This is a genomic window from Arthrobacter sp. D1-29, from assembly GCF_054130585.1.
Genome location: NZ_CP096383.1, coordinates 4,084,854 through 4,099,991 on the forward strand (window position 1 = coordinate 4,084,854; position 15,138 = coordinate 4,099,991).

The window sequence follows — 15,138 nt, forward strand, 5'->3', positions numbered from 1 at the left end:
CCTAGGCTGGCTCCCCCGCTAACGGAGGCTGGCGGAGAAATTGCCGCAGAAGGCTTGTGAGCCCTTGAATGTAAGTTTCGACTGCGCCCGGGACGACGTCCTTGGTTTCAAGAACAGCCATAGCATGAGCTCCAGCGTTCCTTCCCTCTGAAGGATTGGGCTGCGCCTCGGGTTCACTATGTACTTCCCTCGATTTCCACGCTAAGCATGGCCCACAAGCCGTTCAACACCTTTAACTAAAATGCAACAGCGTTCGGGCCGCCTTAATTCGCCTGTTATTAGGTCCAGCTGCACGCTTCAAAGACCTTTGCCTCTCTCCCTGGTTACGACAGGCAACCGCCAACGGACTGTCGTTTATCGGAAAAATGTGCCGGGCAGCGTCAGCTTCCAAGCATTGATTTGATGGTCTGGATCAATGCCAGAAGGTGGAGGCGCTCTGCCGCGGCGTAGCTGCTGGCGTCAATGACTTCACGTAACCGGCGCAGCTGTTCCTCGATCTCAGTTCGGAAGGCGTGCCGATGGTCACACCAGGCAAGTTCCTGGAGCAAGAGCAGGAGCCGGCCGACGACTGCAGGGTCAGCGGCGCCGTAGAGCCTCGGCTGCGCCAATGCCAGGTCCAGCAGGTCACCAAAGGAAGGGAAGGCAAGGCAAGGACCACCCTCACACGCCCTTCGTCGTCAAGGAGCTCTTCCGGGCCCGGATTCCTGTCCACCAGCCGGCACAACAGGACGGAGAGATGGCCGATGATATGCACAGCCGTTGTTGGGTCGTTAATGCCGGGTGAGAGCGCCCGGACGGCTACGTCCACCAGTTGACGAAACCCGAAGCCGACGTCCTGGACGTTTGTCCGTTCGAAACCGGTTGAGATCGAAGCGTTGATGGCCATCTGAAGGTCTGCCGTTGTTTCCGGGCTGAACGTCCTGCCTTTGGAAAGGGGCCATGCTGTGGCGAAGGGAACCCCTTCCACTAAAGAACTGCCCGGCTGGCAATCCATCCGCACCACGGCCCCGGCCTCCACCGCCGACCCCAGGAGGGCATCTTTATCCACCGAGGTCAGGAACCCTGAGTGTGTAGCCCGGACCAACAGCGCCCCGTCCGGTTCCGGCGGCCCGGACTGGAGGAGCGGGCGGTCCTGGGGAAAGACCCGCTCGATGGTCGCCTGCGTTTCGACATTGACGCGCCGCATTATGGTCTCGACACGGATCTCCCGAGTGAGGTGAGCCAGGAAGAGCACCAGGCCTATGACACTGGCGATTGCCAGTGCAAACGCCACGGTGATCGAGATTTCAGGGACGAAGGCCGTAATCCCGCTGCCTTCGGCCCGCACAGTTCGAAGCACCGTCAGGGCGAAGGCAAAGGCAGCCAGGAACAGGGCCAACGTGGCATGGACGAAACGGTCCGCGGAAAACGTGCGCAGCAGCCGGGGGGAAAACTGGCTGCTGGCCAGCTGCAGCGTCACAACAGTGAGCGAAAATGTAAGCGACGTAACCGTGATCAGGGAACCGGCTATCGCCTGCAGCACTGACCTGGCCGCTTCAGGTCCGCCGCTGAAGAGTGGGGCGGCCCCGCTCTCGGGGATCTGGCCGTCAACAGCGGCGTCCACCGCCGGAAGCACGACGCCCAGCACTACCGACAGCACCACGGCGACCACCGGCAAGGGCCAAAGCTGGGTCTGCAGCGCGTCCCTTATTCGTGCTGCACGTCTATTCATCTGTTTCTACTTGTGGGCGGTTGGTGAGGCTCACCTTGGGGCTCAACGCGGACAGCGGCCCTGTCGTCCTCATCGGAAAAGACCAATTCCACCGGCTGCTCAGAAGTATTCAAAAGCATCCCCAAAAACCTTCCCGATTCATTGGCATTTTCAGCGACAAGGAGCAGGCTGCGAACCTCCACTCCACCAATATCGGCGTCCACGCCATTGGCCATCGCCTGCCAGTCTTCCTCAGGGGTTGCAGTGCTGCACCCCGATACACCCACAAAAAGGAGTACGCCTGCAAGGACGGGGCCAAGGATCTGGCTGTGTTGTCGGTAAGGTGTTCGCATCCTCGCTCCTGACTAAGCTGCATCGGATCAGGGGACCTTCGGGACCTAATCAGCCTCGCACCATCTGTACTTGTCAGCAAGGCACCCTGGGCCGGGCGTTTTTAGAGCTAGCGGCATTCAATGGACCCCGGCCCGCCTTTCGATGGGTTTCTGTACTGTCCGGGATCTGGTCGGGAGTACCTTGACGCCCCAGAGCTTCGTCAGTTGGTGCTTAGAACGCTCAATGAGCTGGAAAGATGAGCCGGGCTTGAGGAGAACGTTCGCCCACTACGAACGCCCGGGCGATATTCCAACTCGTCCCATGCGATAGAAACGGTCGTTCTTGATGACTTCCATGAGAAGGCCCAAGCTCATAGTCCGGGTCTCGCACGTACTCAGTCAACGGTTGGCCTGCAAATCCAGGGTTCAGCCCGAACAACGCCCCGGCTTCAGGCTGCCCGGAAGGTCAGGCCAGGACGACGAGCTCCTGCAGCCAGGTTTGCCACGCCGGCTCTTCGCGCCGCACGTAGTCCTGCGCGTCCGGGGAGAACAGGTACGCTCGTACGCCTGCCGTCGCCGTACCCTCGCGCGTACCCTCACCCTCGCCGTAAGCAAAGATGCTGAGCATCCCGGGCACCGGTGCGGTGAGCCGGACCAGCGCCTGCCGCTCGCCGGCACGCTCGACCCTGCCGGTAGCGCCGCGTATCTCGACCGCCGTACCCTCGTCGCCGAGCCGGAGGGCGTCCTGCAGGGTCGACCAGAGTGCCTGTGCGTCGCCGGGGTGGGAGGCGGTGGCCTCGAGCTGTGTGGCCTTTTGGCCTGGGAAGTGCGACAGGTAAAGGCGCAGGTTGTCGAAGAACGGCATCCAGTTGGCTCCCATGTCATCCCAGAACTCCGACTCCCAGTCAGCGCCGGTCCCAAAGCCGCTGGTGGTGACGCGCACAACGCAGGTGCCGCCGGATTGCGCCTCGACAAGGAACTCTGACGTCAGCGGGCTGAGTGCATCCGGGTCTTTGCCCATGAGGGCCGCCCAGTCCTCCTCGTATGCGAAGCGGCGCGGTGGATCCCAGCCAGTGACTTGGCCGTCTGAGCCCATCTCCGGGCCCATCGTGAAATGTAGGGAGCCTCCCTCGCGCTCCTCCATTTCGGTCGGCAAGAACCAGGCGCTCATGCCCGTGGCGGTAGCGATGGCCTGCCAGACCTGTTCAGGGGTCCCCGGTACCTCAATGCTGAACTCCAGGCGGTAAGGGACGGTTGGGGTCGTGCTCATCGGTTCTCCTCAGGAAGGGGGTGTGCTGCGACGACGAGCCTGTGCGGGCGCCCGTCGTCATGGTGGTAGCGAGCGGCCAGGTCGAGCACCGCGGCGGTCAGATCGTCAGCAAAGGCAGCCCGGTCGGCCGCCGATTGGAAGCCGATTTTCGTGTCGATGGTCAGCGTCGGCAGGCCCTTGCCGGACGCGTCGGCCCTGCGCGCCATGGCCCCGACCTCCCGCATCAGCCTTCCTGCCAGGGCAACGAGGTATCGCACTGACAGGTGGTCGTCGTTGGCGTCCGGATCAGCCGCCGTCGCGCTTAAAGCCGCTGGTGACACGACGAACGATGCAGCCGAGGCCCGCAGCACCCGCTCGGTGATGCCCCCGTGCTGGCGCTCTTCAAACAGCTCAACGAGGCCGTGCTCCTCAAGCGCCTTGAGGTGGTAGTTAATCTTCTGGCGCGTGATGCCGACTCGGGCGGCGAGGCCCCCGGCGGAGGCCGGAACGGCCAGCTCGCTGAGTAACCTGGCCCGGACCGGATCCAACGCGGCGGCCGCTGCCTTAGTGCTTTCGATAACTTCAACGTCTTGCACGTCACCATAGTGGCCTTGACAATAAATCTTGTCAAGGGTTTGTTGGACTGGTTGGACGAGCGAAAGTCCAAACGCCGCCGCCCCTGGCGCCGTCTCTAATCGCCCCTCACCATCCGCTGCGGGTGGGCGTATGCCCCTGCCGGGAGTCTTCGGGCATCGGCATTTCGGCCCGCAGCCCGAGGAGCCGGATGGGGCGGTCCGGCTCAATCTTCGCCACAAGGTCCAGGGCACGCGCGAGCACCTCCGCCGGGTCCGACGTCTCGGGGATCTTCCGGGCGTAGGTCTTGGTAAGGAACGGGGCGTAACGGACCTTGAGGGTCAGCCCGATCACTGGCCGCCCTTCGGCCGCGACATCTTCCAGGACGTGCCCCGCGAGCTCCCTGACGGCGTCGTCAATTTGGCCTGGCTCCGTCAGGTCACGCTGGAAGGTGGTTTCCCGGCTGTGCCCGCGCGCCACCCAGGGCGTGTCATCAACTGTCCGCCCGCCGTCTCCCCGGCCGAGCTGCGCATACCAGGGGCCCATCTTGGGGCCGAATTCTGGGACCAGGTCGTCGGGATTGCACGCGGCCAGCTCCGCAACCGTCCTGATGCCAAGCGTGGCAAGCCGGCGCGACACCTTCGTTCCCACGCCCCACAGCTCAATGGTGGGCCGGCTGCCCATGACTTCCAGCCAATTCTGGGCCGTAAGCCGGAAGACGCCGGCCGGCTTGCCGAAGGTCGTTGCTACCTTGGCGCGGACCAGGGTGTCGCCGATGCCCACGCTGCAGTGCAGCCGGGTCTCCTCAAGTACGTCGTGCTGTAGTTGCCGGGCATACGCCTCGGGATCCTCCACAACCACACCAACGAACGCTTCATCCCAGCCGAGCACCTGCACCGTAGCGCCGGGCTGCGAGCGCAGCACCGACATGACGTTTTCGGAGGCAGCGAAATAGGCCTCATGATCCACGGGCAGGATGACGGCGTCGGGCACTTTCCGTGCGGCGATGCGCAGCGGCATCCCAGAGCCGACGCCGTAGGCCCGGGCTTCGTACGAAGCAGTGGACACCACCGCCCGCTCGGTCGGATCGCCGCGGCCACCCACGATGATGGCCTTGCCCGCAAGCTCAGGCCGGCGCAGCACTTCAACGGCCGCAATGAACTGGTCAAGGTCAACATGCAGTACCCACGGTTCGCCCACAAGCCCCAGTCTGCCCCGGCAGCGCGCTACGCACCACCATTTCGCCTGCCCGCTTTCAGGATCCAGGAGAACGCCGACGGCGGGACTCACCTTCGGCGGGCCCGGTTAGCCTTGGGGCATGACCTACGCAGACCTGAGCGTCGAGAGCACCGCGGCGGGCGGCTCCCCATCCCTGGGCGGCTATCTTGCCACGCCACCCGGCGCCGGCCCGTTCCCCGCCGTCCTGATGATCCACGAAGCGTTCGGGCTGAACGACATGACGCGGCGGCATGCTGACCGGCTGGCGAAGGCCGGCTATCTGACCCTGGCGCTGGATCTGTTCAGCGCTGGCGGGCCGAGCCGCTGCCTGGTCAGCACGATGCGCAGCATGCTCAAGGGAACGGGGCGCCCTTTCACGGACCTGGCCACGGCCCGCAAATGGCTCGCCAGAGCCCCGCAGTCCAACGGCAAAACCGGCGTGATCGGGTTCTGCATGGGAGGCGGCTTCGCTCTGCTGGTGGCACGCGATGGGTTTGACGCTGCCTCAGTCAACTACGGCCGGCTGCCCGGCGACCTCGAGGAGGCGCTCCGCGGCGCCTGCCCCATCGTGGCCAACTTCGGCGGCAAAGACACCACGCTCGAGGGAGCCGCACACAAGCTCGAGACAGCCCTCACCAACCTCGGGATCGAGCACAGCGTCAAGGAGTTTCCCACCGCCGGCCATTCCTTCCTGAACGATGCGCACCTTGGCCCTGCAGTGTTCCGGCCGCTGATGCGGGTCATGGGAATCGGCCCGGATCCGGAAGCCGCCCCCGAGGCGTGGCAGCGGATCGAGGACCACTTCGCCCGGTACCTGAAGGACTGAACCCGCTGTCACTCCAGCCCGGAAGAACGACGACGGCGGGACCCGCCCCTCGCAAGGGCGGTACGCCGTCGTCGTACTGCTTTAGTCGTACTGCTCTAGCAGTACTGCTTCAAGTGAACCCTTAGCTGTACAGCGCGTTCTTCGGTTCGTTTTTCTTGACCTTCTGCCAGCCCAGCCAGAGGACCACGGCGAAGAACGGGATGGTGGCCAGGGTCCACAGGCCCAGGTAGAACACGTCGCCGCTCTTGCTGGTCATGGTGTCGAAGCCGATGAGCACGGTGATGGCCAGCAGTCCGATCAGGCCGGCCCAGCTGGCCCACGGCGAACCGGGCATGGGCAGGCTGGAGGTGACGCCCTTGCGGTGGCGCAGTGCGATCTGGCTGGCGAAGATGGCGCCCCAGGTGAAGATCACGCCGATGGAGGCCGTGTTCAGCGCCAGGTCAAAGGCGTGGGAGCCGCCCAGCCAGATGTTGAGCAGGATGCCCACCAGGTAGAAAGCTGCAATGGCGAGGATGGCAGCGTACGGGACGTGCCGCTTGGACATCCGGGTGAGCCACTGGGGCGCGTGCCCGTTGTTGGCCATGGTGCGGAACACGCGGCCGATCGAGTACAGGCCGGAGTTGCAGGAGGACAGGGCCGCGGTGATCACGATCATGTTCATCACGTCACCCACCCAAGCAAGGCCCATCTGGCCAAAGACCGTAACGAACGGCGAGGTGCCGGCCACGTACTGGTCGGACGGCAGCAGCATGGCCAGCAGGGTTACCGAACCGACGTAGAACACCACGATGCGCAGGACGACGGCGCGGATCGCCTTGGGCACTTCGCGTTCCGCGTTCTGCATCTCGCCGGCGGTAATGCCCACCAGTTCGATGCCGTTGTAGGCGAAGATAACGGCGTTGAGGACCAGGACCATCACCAGCGCGCCCTTGGGGAACATCCCGCCGTCGGCGGCAAACAGGTTGGCCACGGAGGCGTTGCCGTCACCCACCTTGGCGTTGGTGACCACCATAAACGTGCCCACGGCCAGGAAGATCACGATGGCGCCCACCTTGAGGCAGGAGGCCCAGAATTCAAACTCGCCGAACGCCTTCACGCTCAGCAGGTTCACTGCCACCAGGAGCGCCAGTGCCGCAATGGCGGAGGCCTCAACCGGAACGTTGGGGAAGAAGAACTGGAAGTAAAGCCCGATCGCGATCAGTTCCGCGATGCCGGTCATGCCCCAGTTGATGAAGTACATCCAGCCGGAAAGGAACGCGCCCTTCTTGCCGAACATTTCACCGGCGTAGCTGACGAAGGAGCCGGAGGTCTGGCGGTACATGATGAGTTCGCCCAGGGCCCGCATGAGGAGGTAGGCGATGACGCCGGCAATGGCGTAGGAGAAAATCAGGGCCGGGCCGGTGGAGGCAAGGCGTCCGCCGGCGCCCATAAAGAGGCCGACGCCGATGGCGCCGCCCATGGCGATCATGGTGACGTGGCGGCGGCCAAGGGTCTTGCTGTAGCCCTCGGCGCTGAGGGAAGGGTCGACGGCGATGGATGGTGCCGTGGGGTTTTGCAGGTCGATGGGGGTACTTTGAGGCACAACTGTTCCTTGTGGGTTGGGAATTGGCCGCATCCGTAACATGAATGATTCCGGCCACAAAATTCGGCATTTTGCCCTTCGGGCAACCGATTGTGATCGGAATCTCTCGTGTCGCCGAAGCTTCACGCGGCTTGACCATCCTACAAGACTGACCAGGCAGCACTGACGGGGACTTACACCTGGCCGGTCCGCAGGACGATGTTCTGCTCCTCGTCCGACGTCACCTGATACCTGGTCAGCGGATCGGCGCCGGTGGTGGAACAGCCTGTCCCAAGGTCAAAGGCATGCTGGTGCAGGGGGCAGATGACCACCTCCTGGTCAATGGTCCCGTCGGCGAGCGGGCCTCCCCGGTGCGGGCAAACTCCGGAGAGCGCGCGCAGGGAACCGTCCCTGAGCCGGAAGACGGCCACCTGCTTTCCCTCGACGGCGAACGCCCGCCCCTCGCCCAGCGGAATCTGTTCCACCGGGCCCAGGACGTGGAGAGCACTGGCTCCCGGTCCGCCGTCGTACGTCACTCCCAAGCCGGGCGATTCCGTACTCATCGGACCGGCACCTGCGGGAGGACCGTTAGCGGCAGGGATGTCCTGAACTGGCCCGGAGTAAGGGGATCGTCCCGCTCGCTCCAGGGATCCACATAATTGTCCACGGAAGCCTGCATTGCGGAATCGAGCCGGCCGGCAATCCCCTCCGAGTCCTCCACAATGACCGCCCTGATATGTTCGATGCCCACCCGGGGGACAAAGGCATACGTCCGTTCCAGCCAGTTGGCGTTCTCACGGTAGTACTGCATGAACCGGCCGGTCAGGACCTTGACCTCCTCCGGATCATCCACGGTTGCCAAGAGGTCCCCTTTGCGGATGTGAGCGCCGGCGGCCCCGCCAACGTAAATCTCCCAGCGGCCGCCCTCCACTGCCACCACGCCCACGTCCTTGACCAGGGATTCGGCGCAGTTCCGGGGGCAGCCGGACACCGCGAGTTTCAGCTTGGCCGGGGACTCAATCCCCTGGAAGCGGGACTCGATCTCGATGCCCAACTTGGTGGAATCGCCAGTGCCGTACCGGCAGAAGTCCTTGCCCACACACGTCTTGACCGTCCGGAAGCTCTTGCCGTAGGCGTAGCCGGAGGGCATGTCCAGGTCAGCCCAGACCTGCGGCAGGTCCTCCTTGGGCACCCCCAGCAGGTCGATCCGCTGGCCGCCGGTCAGTTTGATCAGGGGAATCCTGTGCTTCTCGGCCACGTCCGCGATCCGGCGCAGCTGCTGCACCGACGTCACGCCGCCCTTCATCTGCGGCACCACGGAGAAAGTGCCGTCGCGCTGGATGTTGGCGTGCACGCGGTCATTGATGAACCGGGCATCGCGTTCGTCGATGTACTGGTCCGCCAGCATCATCTTCAGCAACGAGGCCAGTCCCATTTTCGACTTGGCATCCTCGGCGCTCCCCGGCGCGAGCGACTGGAACACCTGTGAGACGGAGCGCAGCCCGCGTTTGCGGATCTCCGCCATCAAGGAGGGCTTGTCCAGCGGGATGCCGGGGACGTAGTAGCTGGCGGCCGGATCCTCCTCCACCGCTCCGTCCGCGGCCCATTCCACCACCTGCCGGACCAGGAGCTTGCAGGAGCCGCAGCCCTTGCCCGCGCGGGTGGCGTCCATGGCACCGGCAACCGAGGTGCAGCCACCCTTTACCACCCCCACCAGGTCCTTTTTGCTGACGCCGTTGCAATTGCAGACCTGGGCATCGTCATCCAGCTCGGCCACGCCCACGTCCTCCCCCGGAGTGCCGAGATCGAATAACAGGCTGATCCGTTCCTCGGGCAGCGGCAGCCCGCGGTCATAGGCCTGGGTCAGGTAGGCCACCTTGCGGCTGTCGCCCAGGAGCGTGGCGCCCACCATCTTGTTGTCGCGGACCACGATGGACTTGAACACGCCACGGCTGGGCTCGGAAAAGACAATGTGCTCGTCTGTTTCGCGTTCCGGGCCGTGCAGGCCCATGGACGCCACTTCAACCCCGGCCACCTTGAGCTTGGTGGCCGTGCGGGAACCCAGGTAGGCAGCACTGGTGTCGGTGCCGGTGACGTGGTTGGCCAGTACCACGGCCTGCTCCCACAGCGGCGCCACGAGCCCGTACACCTCGCCTCGGTGCTGCACGCACTCCCCCACGGCATAGATGTCGTCCTCGTCCTGGACGCGGAGCTGGTCATCCACCACGATGGCCCGTTCCACCGGCAGCCCGCTGAGCACGGCCAGGTCCACGTTGGGCCGGATGCCTGCCGCAACCACCACCATGTCGCAGCCAATATCCGGCTTGTCACGGAGCCTGACGCCGCTGACCCTGTCTGTTCCCAGGACGGCCGTGGTGCGGCCGCCGGTATGCACCCGGATGCCGAGCGCTTCCACACTGCGACGAAGCACCGCACCGCCGTCGGGCCCCATCTGGGCGTTCATCAGGTGCCCGCCGGAGTGCACCACTTCGACGTCGATGCCGTGGCTTTTCAAGCCATACGCGGCCTCTAATCCCAGGAGCCCGCCGCCGATAACAACCGCCCGGCTGTGGTGTTCATGCTGGGCGTGCTGGACCATTTTGCGGGTGTCATCGATGGTGCGGAACCCAAACACGCCGGGTTTGACGGATCCGCCCGGGGTGTACAACCCGTCCATGGGCGGCATGTGGGAGCGGCTGCCCGTGGCGATGATCAGGACGTCGTAGGGTGTCACCCGGCCGTCGTCGGAAAAGACGTTCTTGGTGAACCTGTCGATCCGCTCTGCCCTGACCCCGGAATGAAGGGTGATGTTGTTTTCCCGGTACCAGGAGAGGGCGTTGAGGAAGATGTCCGCATCGCTTTCCTCCCCCGAGAGCACGTGGCTGAGCATAATCCTGTTGTAGTTCCCGTACGGTTCGTCGCCGAACATGGTGATGCTGAACTGTTCGGCTCCGCCCCTGGCCAGGATTTCCTCAACGGCGCGGGCGCCGGCCATCCCGTTGCCGATCACCACCAAGCGACGGCGGGAAGCGGGCTTTCCTGAATGGGCACGTTCGTGAGGCTTATGCTCAGGCTTCTCCAGAGGCTTTTCCATAAGACCCGCCATCAGTGTTCCACCATGCCCAGGTCAATCACCACGGCTCCCGCGACGCCTTCTGGGGCCACCAGGTAGAGCTCGATCACCGAGCCGCCTTCAATGTCTTCCACCACCCGCAGCGGCACATGGACATCGCTCCTGGCTCCGATCGGGAAGTACCGCATGGGCACTCCGTCCCGCATCAGCACCACGGTGACCAGCTCCGGGCTGGAGTTCCCGCCCCGGAAGTAGAGCGTCTGGTTGATCACCCCGTCCGGAACGTAGTGCAGGAGTTCGCTGTGGATCGGGACCGGTTTATCCAGCCCCGCCCCGGCAAAGGGATAGATGCCCTGCAGGAAAAGGTTCTTGGTGATCACAGTGAGATCCTTTCGGCCGCCTGAGACTGGCATAGCCCCATCCTGCGCTGCCGATGTTTCCGCCTGCCGGTCCCCGGGTAACGATCCCTTAACGCAAATCTCACCGTTTTCGGGCACTCGGGCCGGCAGCGGCTCAGGCTAACCGTGCACGCCAATAGCGCGAACGGACACTTGAGGCCCCTCCGCCTGGGGCCTCAAGTGTTCGTTCGCGCTTCCTCCGCGAGCGCGCCGTTCTCCATCGAGTACCTGACCCAGCGCCCGGCGTCGTCCGTTCTTGCCTTATCGCTCTTCCGCGCGCAGGAGGCGAACCACTCTCGCAGGGCGCGGTCGTGGCTGACCATGACCAGCGTCCCGGCAAAGCCCGCGAGCGCCTCCTCGAGCTGCTCCACAAGCACCGGTGCCAGGTGGTTGGTGGGTTCGTCAACGATCAGGGTTCCGTAGCCGCCGAGCAAAAGCCTGGCTAAAGCAAGCCGGCGCTGCTGGCCGGCGGACATGCCACCCACCGGGACATGGAACTCACTGGTGCGGAACAGCCCCAGGCGCAGGAGCGCCTCCGCGTGCTCGTCGATGTTTCCACCCAGCCCTGCGGCAAACGCGGGGAGCAGCCGCAGCCCGGGCCGCTTCGGGAGCTCAAGCTCCTGCTGCAGGTAGCCCACCCGGGCAGGGCGCGTCACCTTCCCTGCAGCCGGCTCCAGCGTGCCTGCAAGCACCGAAAGGAGCGTGGATTTGCCTGCGCCATTGGGGCCGGTAATGAGAATTTTCTCCCCGACGGCGGCGGAAAAGTCCGTGGGGTCCAGGCGGCCCGGCACGGCCACGCCGCGGGCTTTGAGCACGGGAACCGCCAGCTGGGGCGCATCCGAACCAACGGTGAGCTCCGCGGCAAGGCGCAGCGGGACGGGCGGACGGTCCACCGGGCTGGCTTCCAGCCGGCGGAGGCGCTCCTGCGCGTTGCGGACCTTACTGGTGGCCGCCTTCTGCCAGGTGCCTGCCTTGAAGTCGAAACCCATCTTGTCGCCGTCGCGCTTGCGAGCGTAGCCCATCTTTCCGGCCACGGTGTCCGCCTGCCGCTGTTCGGCTTCCATCGCGTCCAGCCAGGTCTGATACTGCTGGACCCAGCGCGAGCGTTCGGCCGCCTTCTCCCGCAGGTAGCCCTCATAGCCGTTGCCGTAACGGGTGACGGAGCGGCGCTCGGCATCCACCTCGATCACGGTGCTGGCAACCTTCCGCAGGAGCACCCTGTCATGGGAGACCACCACCACCGTGCCGCGGTGGTCGGCCAGCCTGTCCTCCAGCCAGGCCGTTCCGCGCGCGTCCAGATGGTTGGTGGGCTCGTCCAGGAGCAGGATGTCGGCCGGGTCCGCCAGGATGCAGGCCAGGGCAACGCGTTCCTGTTCGCCGCCGGACAGCGAGCCGAGCACCCGGTTCCGGTCCAGGCCGCCCAGCCCCAGCCGGTCCAGGGCTGCCTCCACGCGGGACTCAGCAGCATAGCCCTCGCGCAGCTGATACTCGGTCTGTAAAGCGCCGTAGGCTTCCAGTTCGTCCGCTTCGGCCTCGGCCAGCCCGGTCTCCAGGCGGTCAAGTTCCGCCTCGAGGGCGCGCAGGGACGCCAGGGACTCGTCGATGGCGGCGCCAACGGTGAATGATTCCGGGAGTCCGTGGGTCTGGGCCAGGTAGCCCACCCGCCCGTGGCTCGCCACAGTTCCTTCATTCGGCGCCTCAAGCCCGGCCATCAGCCGCAGGAGTGTTGATTTGCCGGCACCGTTTTCGCCGACGATGGCCACGTGCTCGCGGGCGGTAATGACCAGGCTGATGTTGTCCAGCAGCTGGCGGTCTCCGTAGCCGTGGGAAACGCCCACAAGGCTGAGGTGTTCAGTCATCAAAAGTCCTCGAATAATCCGCAGTTTGGCCGCCGGAGCTGAAGGTGACTTCGGGTAAACGCTCAACGGGGCCCTGGCATCGGTGGAACAGCCCGGTCTGCTTGGGCTGCTGGCTAGGACTTCATCGCTCCAGCCTGCCCGGTGACGCCGTGAACGTCAAGGTGGGCGCCGCCGTCGCCCGCTTTGTCCGTTGCATTGAGAGGCTCCCCCAGCGCGAACTGGCAGGTAATGCCCTCAAAAGGCGGATCTGCGGGCATTACCTGCCGGTTCGCGCTCAGTCTCAGGGTCAGACGGCGAGGAGCGCACCACGAGTGAGGAAACGAAAAAGGGGTTGTTTGAAAGATTTTTCGATGCCGGTGTAATCATCCGGCCCGTGCTGGAAACAACATGTACGAGCAGCCAAACTGCTCAGTCAGTCCATGGGGGAAGGAACCCAACTATGAAGTACCGCCGATCCGACTATGCCAAGTACGCGACTCTCGCAACGCTTGCGCTGGCACTCACTCTCACCGCCTGCATACCGGCAGCCCTCGAAGCCAGTACTTCGATCACACCCGCAGCGTCAGAGGAAATCTCGATCCCTCCGCAGTCACCAGTTGTGCCTGTAGAGGTTAAGCTGCCTGAAGCCAGCGCTCCCAGCCAGGAAAGTGAACCGGCACAGATCACCGTTCCTGCACCCGCTGTCGTGGCTCCCGTCATTGCCACTCCTGTGAGGCAAGCGCCCGTGTCCGTGCCGGCAGCACCAAGCGTTCCTGCCCAACCCACTGTCCCCGCGCCCCAGGTCCCCACCCCACCTGCGGCACCCGTGGTAACGCCGATTACCCCCGTTGTTCCCGCAACCCCGCATGTCTCCCCCGACTACCCGCAGATCGGCACGTTCACGTTCCCTGATGGGCACATCTCCTTCCAACTGCCGGCAGGGTGGACAGTGCAAACCGAGCACCAACCCAATCTAGAAGACGATGACTACGCTGACGAGGACCACGCCGTCATTGCCAAGATCTACAACGAGATCGGCTACAACGTAGCGCGCATCGGCAGCGGTGGTTCCGGTGGTGTCGTCGCCGGACCGGTGAACCGCACCATCCTCGACTCACAGAAGCTCACCGCCTTCGAGAGCCGGGACGGTGCCTCCCACTTCGCCTTCTTCAAGGATGAATACCCCTTCGACCCCTCAACCACCCGCTACTTCATGGGTGTCGTGTCGGACGACCACATGACCGCAGGCCCCGGCAGCACCTCCGCCCATAGTTTCCTGGTCATGGACAACGGAGTAACCAACGCGGTTGCCCACATCGACGTTGCCATGTCCCCCGAAACCGCGGCGACGTGGATGAAATCGGTCCAGTACAGCAATCTGAAGGCCCTGTTCACCAGCATCAAGTACGCGGACTAGGCACAAACGGCCTCGCGACGATACCCGGCAGCCCTTCGAGAAGGTTTGCCGGGTATTACTGGTCCCCAAGGGCGTGTCGCGCTCAGCCTCAGGGTCAGACGGCGAGGACGGCAGCCTTCTTGCGGCGGGCCTTCGCGAGCCGGGTACCAATCAGTCCCTGCCTGGGACTGAAGAGATAGACGACGGCGAACACCGCACCCTGGGTGAGGACCACCATGGCGCCGGACGCGGTGTCCAAGTAGTAGCTGAGGTAGATTCCGGCGATGGAGCAGGCCGCCGAGATAGCGGGGGCGATAACCAGCATCCGGGAGAAGCGGTCAGTCAGCAGATAGGCCGTGGCGCCGGGGATGATCAGCATGGCCACCACCAGCACCACACCCACGGTTTGCAGCGCCACTACCGACGTCAGCGCCAGCAGGCCAAGGAGCAGCGCGCCGAGCCGTTTCGGGGAAAGTCCAATGGCGTGGGCGTGAGTGGGATCAAAGGCGTAGAGGGTGAGGTCACGGCGTTTCAGGATGAGGATGGCGAACGCCACCACGCCCAACACCACAACTTGGATGAGGTCAGGAACGCTGACGCCCAGCAGGTTGCCGAAGATGATGTGGTTCAGGTCCGTCTGGCTGGGCGTGACCGAGATGAGGACCAGGCCCAGCGCAAACAGCGAGCTGAACACAATGCCGATGGCGGCGTCCTCCTTGACCCGGCTGGTGTTGCGGACCACCCCGATCAGCGTCACGGCGATCAGCGCGAACACCAGGGCGCCCAGGGCAAACGGAGCCCCCACGATGTACGCCAGGACCACCCCCGGGAGCACGGCGTGGGAGACGGCGTCGCCCATCAGGGACCAGCCGATCAGCACCAGCCAGCAGCTCAGGACCGCACACACAACGGCGGCGAGCGCCGTGGTGATGATGGCCCGGACCATAAAGTCGTAGCTCAGCGGTTCCAGCAGCATGTCCAGAA

Annotated in this window: 14 protein-coding genes; 2 read left to right on the plus strand and 12 right to left on the minus strand. The window is 64.5% G+C overall.

Features of this window, described 5'->3' with window-relative positions; translation table 11 throughout:
• Positions 1–412: 412 nt before the first annotated feature.
• The 5 genes from M1E17_RS18555 to M1E17_RS18575 all read right to left on the minus strand — a co-directional run bounded on the left by M1E17_RS18555 (position 413) and on the right by M1E17_RS18575 (position 5,044).
• Entirely contained in the window at positions 413–1,711 is a 1,299-nt protein-coding gene (locus tag M1E17_RS18555; protein ID WP_457963396.1) for a DUF2254 domain-containing protein, read from the minus strand.
• On the minus strand, positions 1,708–2,043 hold the full coding sequence (locus M1E17_RS18560; RefSeq protein WP_457963397.1) for a hypothetical protein: 336 nt from the start codon (positions 2,041–2,043) through the stop codon (positions 1,708–1,710). The genes M1E17_RS18555 and M1E17_RS18560 overlap by 4 nt, the downstream gene beginning before the upstream one ends.
• A 445-nt stretch (positions 2,044–2,488) precedes the next feature.
• Positions 2,489–3,292 (minus strand): SRPBCC family protein, encoded by an 804-nt coding sequence (locus M1E17_RS18565; protein WP_457963398.1) that lies wholly within the window; start codon positions 3,290–3,292, stop codon positions 2,489–2,491.
• Positions 3,289–3,867 carry an ArsR/SmtB family transcription factor gene (locus tag M1E17_RS18570; protein WP_457963399.1) on the minus strand — a complete coding sequence of 193 codons (579 nt, stop codon included), beginning with the start codon at positions 3,865–3,867 and terminating at the stop codon, positions 3,289–3,291. Before M1E17_RS18570 ends, M1E17_RS18565 begins: the two co-directional genes overlap by 4 nt.
• A gap of 106 nt (positions 3,868–3,973) precedes the next feature.
• Positions 3,974–5,044: a DNA polymerase IV gene (locus M1E17_RS18575; protein ID WP_457963400.1), complete on the minus strand. Its 1,071-nt coding sequence runs from the start codon at positions 5,042–5,044 to the stop codon at positions 3,974–3,976.
• A 118-nt stretch (positions 5,045–5,162) separates the two neighbouring features.
• On the opposite strand from M1E17_RS18575, the gene M1E17_RS18580 reads away from it, so the two are divergent.
• The gene (locus M1E17_RS18580) at positions 5,163–5,888 is read left to right on the plus strand and encodes a dienelactone hydrolase family protein (RefSeq protein ID WP_457963401.1); all 726 of its coding nucleotides are present in this window, start codon (positions 5,163–5,165) and stop codon (positions 5,886–5,888) included.
• A 121-nt stretch (positions 5,889–6,009) separates the two neighbouring features.
• Here the strand turns inward: M1E17_RS18580 and M1E17_RS18585 are convergent, their stop codons facing one another.
• The 6 genes from M1E17_RS18585 to M1E17_RS18610 form a co-directional block, all read right to left on the minus strand.
• Positions 6,010–7,470, minus strand: a complete 1,461-nt coding sequence (locus tag M1E17_RS18585) for an amino acid permease (RefSeq protein ID WP_457963402.1) — start codon at positions 7,468–7,470, stop codon at positions 6,010–6,012.
• Between the two features lie 173 nt (positions 7,471–7,643).
• Positions 7,644–8,012 carry a Rieske (2Fe-2S) protein gene (locus M1E17_RS18590; RefSeq protein ID WP_457963403.1) on the minus strand — a complete coding sequence of 123 codons (369 nt, stop codon included), beginning with the start codon at positions 8,010–8,012 and terminating at the stop codon, positions 7,644–7,646.
• Positions 8,009–10,444 carry a nitrite reductase large subunit NirB gene (nirB, locus tag M1E17_RS18595; protein ID WP_457967832.1) on the minus strand — a complete coding sequence of 812 codons (2,436 nt, stop codon included), beginning with the start codon at positions 10,442–10,444 and terminating at the stop codon, positions 8,009–8,011. The genes M1E17_RS18590 and nirB overlap by 4 nt, the downstream gene beginning before the upstream one ends.
• Positions 10,445–10,554: 110 nt before the next feature.
• Positions 10,555–10,902, minus strand: coding sequence for a molybdopterin oxidoreductase (locus M1E17_RS18600; RefSeq protein WP_457963404.1), 348 nt, complete (start codon positions 10,900–10,902; stop codon positions 10,555–10,557).
• Positions 10,903–11,096: 194 nt separating this feature from the next.
• The gene (locus M1E17_RS18605; RefSeq protein ID WP_457963405.1) at positions 11,097–12,779 is read right to left on the minus strand and encodes an ABC-F family ATP-binding cassette domain-containing protein; all 1,683 of its coding nucleotides are present in this window, start codon (positions 12,777–12,779) and stop codon (positions 11,097–11,099) included.
• 113 nt (positions 12,780–12,892) lie between these two features.
• On the minus strand, positions 12,893–13,036 hold the full coding sequence (locus tag M1E17_RS18610) for a hypothetical protein (RefSeq protein ID WP_457963406.1): 144 nt from the start codon (positions 13,034–13,036) through the stop codon (positions 12,893–12,895).
• Between the two features lie 182 nt (positions 13,037–13,218).
• Here M1E17_RS18610 and M1E17_RS18615 point away from each other — a divergent pair, with 182 nt between their 5' ends.
• Positions 13,219–14,175, plus strand: coding sequence for a hypothetical protein (locus tag M1E17_RS18615; RefSeq protein WP_457963407.1), 957 nt, complete (start codon positions 13,219–13,221; stop codon positions 14,173–14,175).
• Between the two features lie 94 nt (positions 14,176–14,269).
• Here the strand turns inward: M1E17_RS18615 and M1E17_RS18620 are convergent, their stop codons facing one another.
• Positions 14,270–15,136, minus strand: coding sequence for a metal ABC transporter permease (locus M1E17_RS18620; RefSeq protein ID WP_457967833.1), 867 nt, complete (start codon positions 15,134–15,136; stop codon positions 14,270–14,272).
• Between the last annotated feature and the right edge of the window lie 2 nt (positions 15,137–15,138).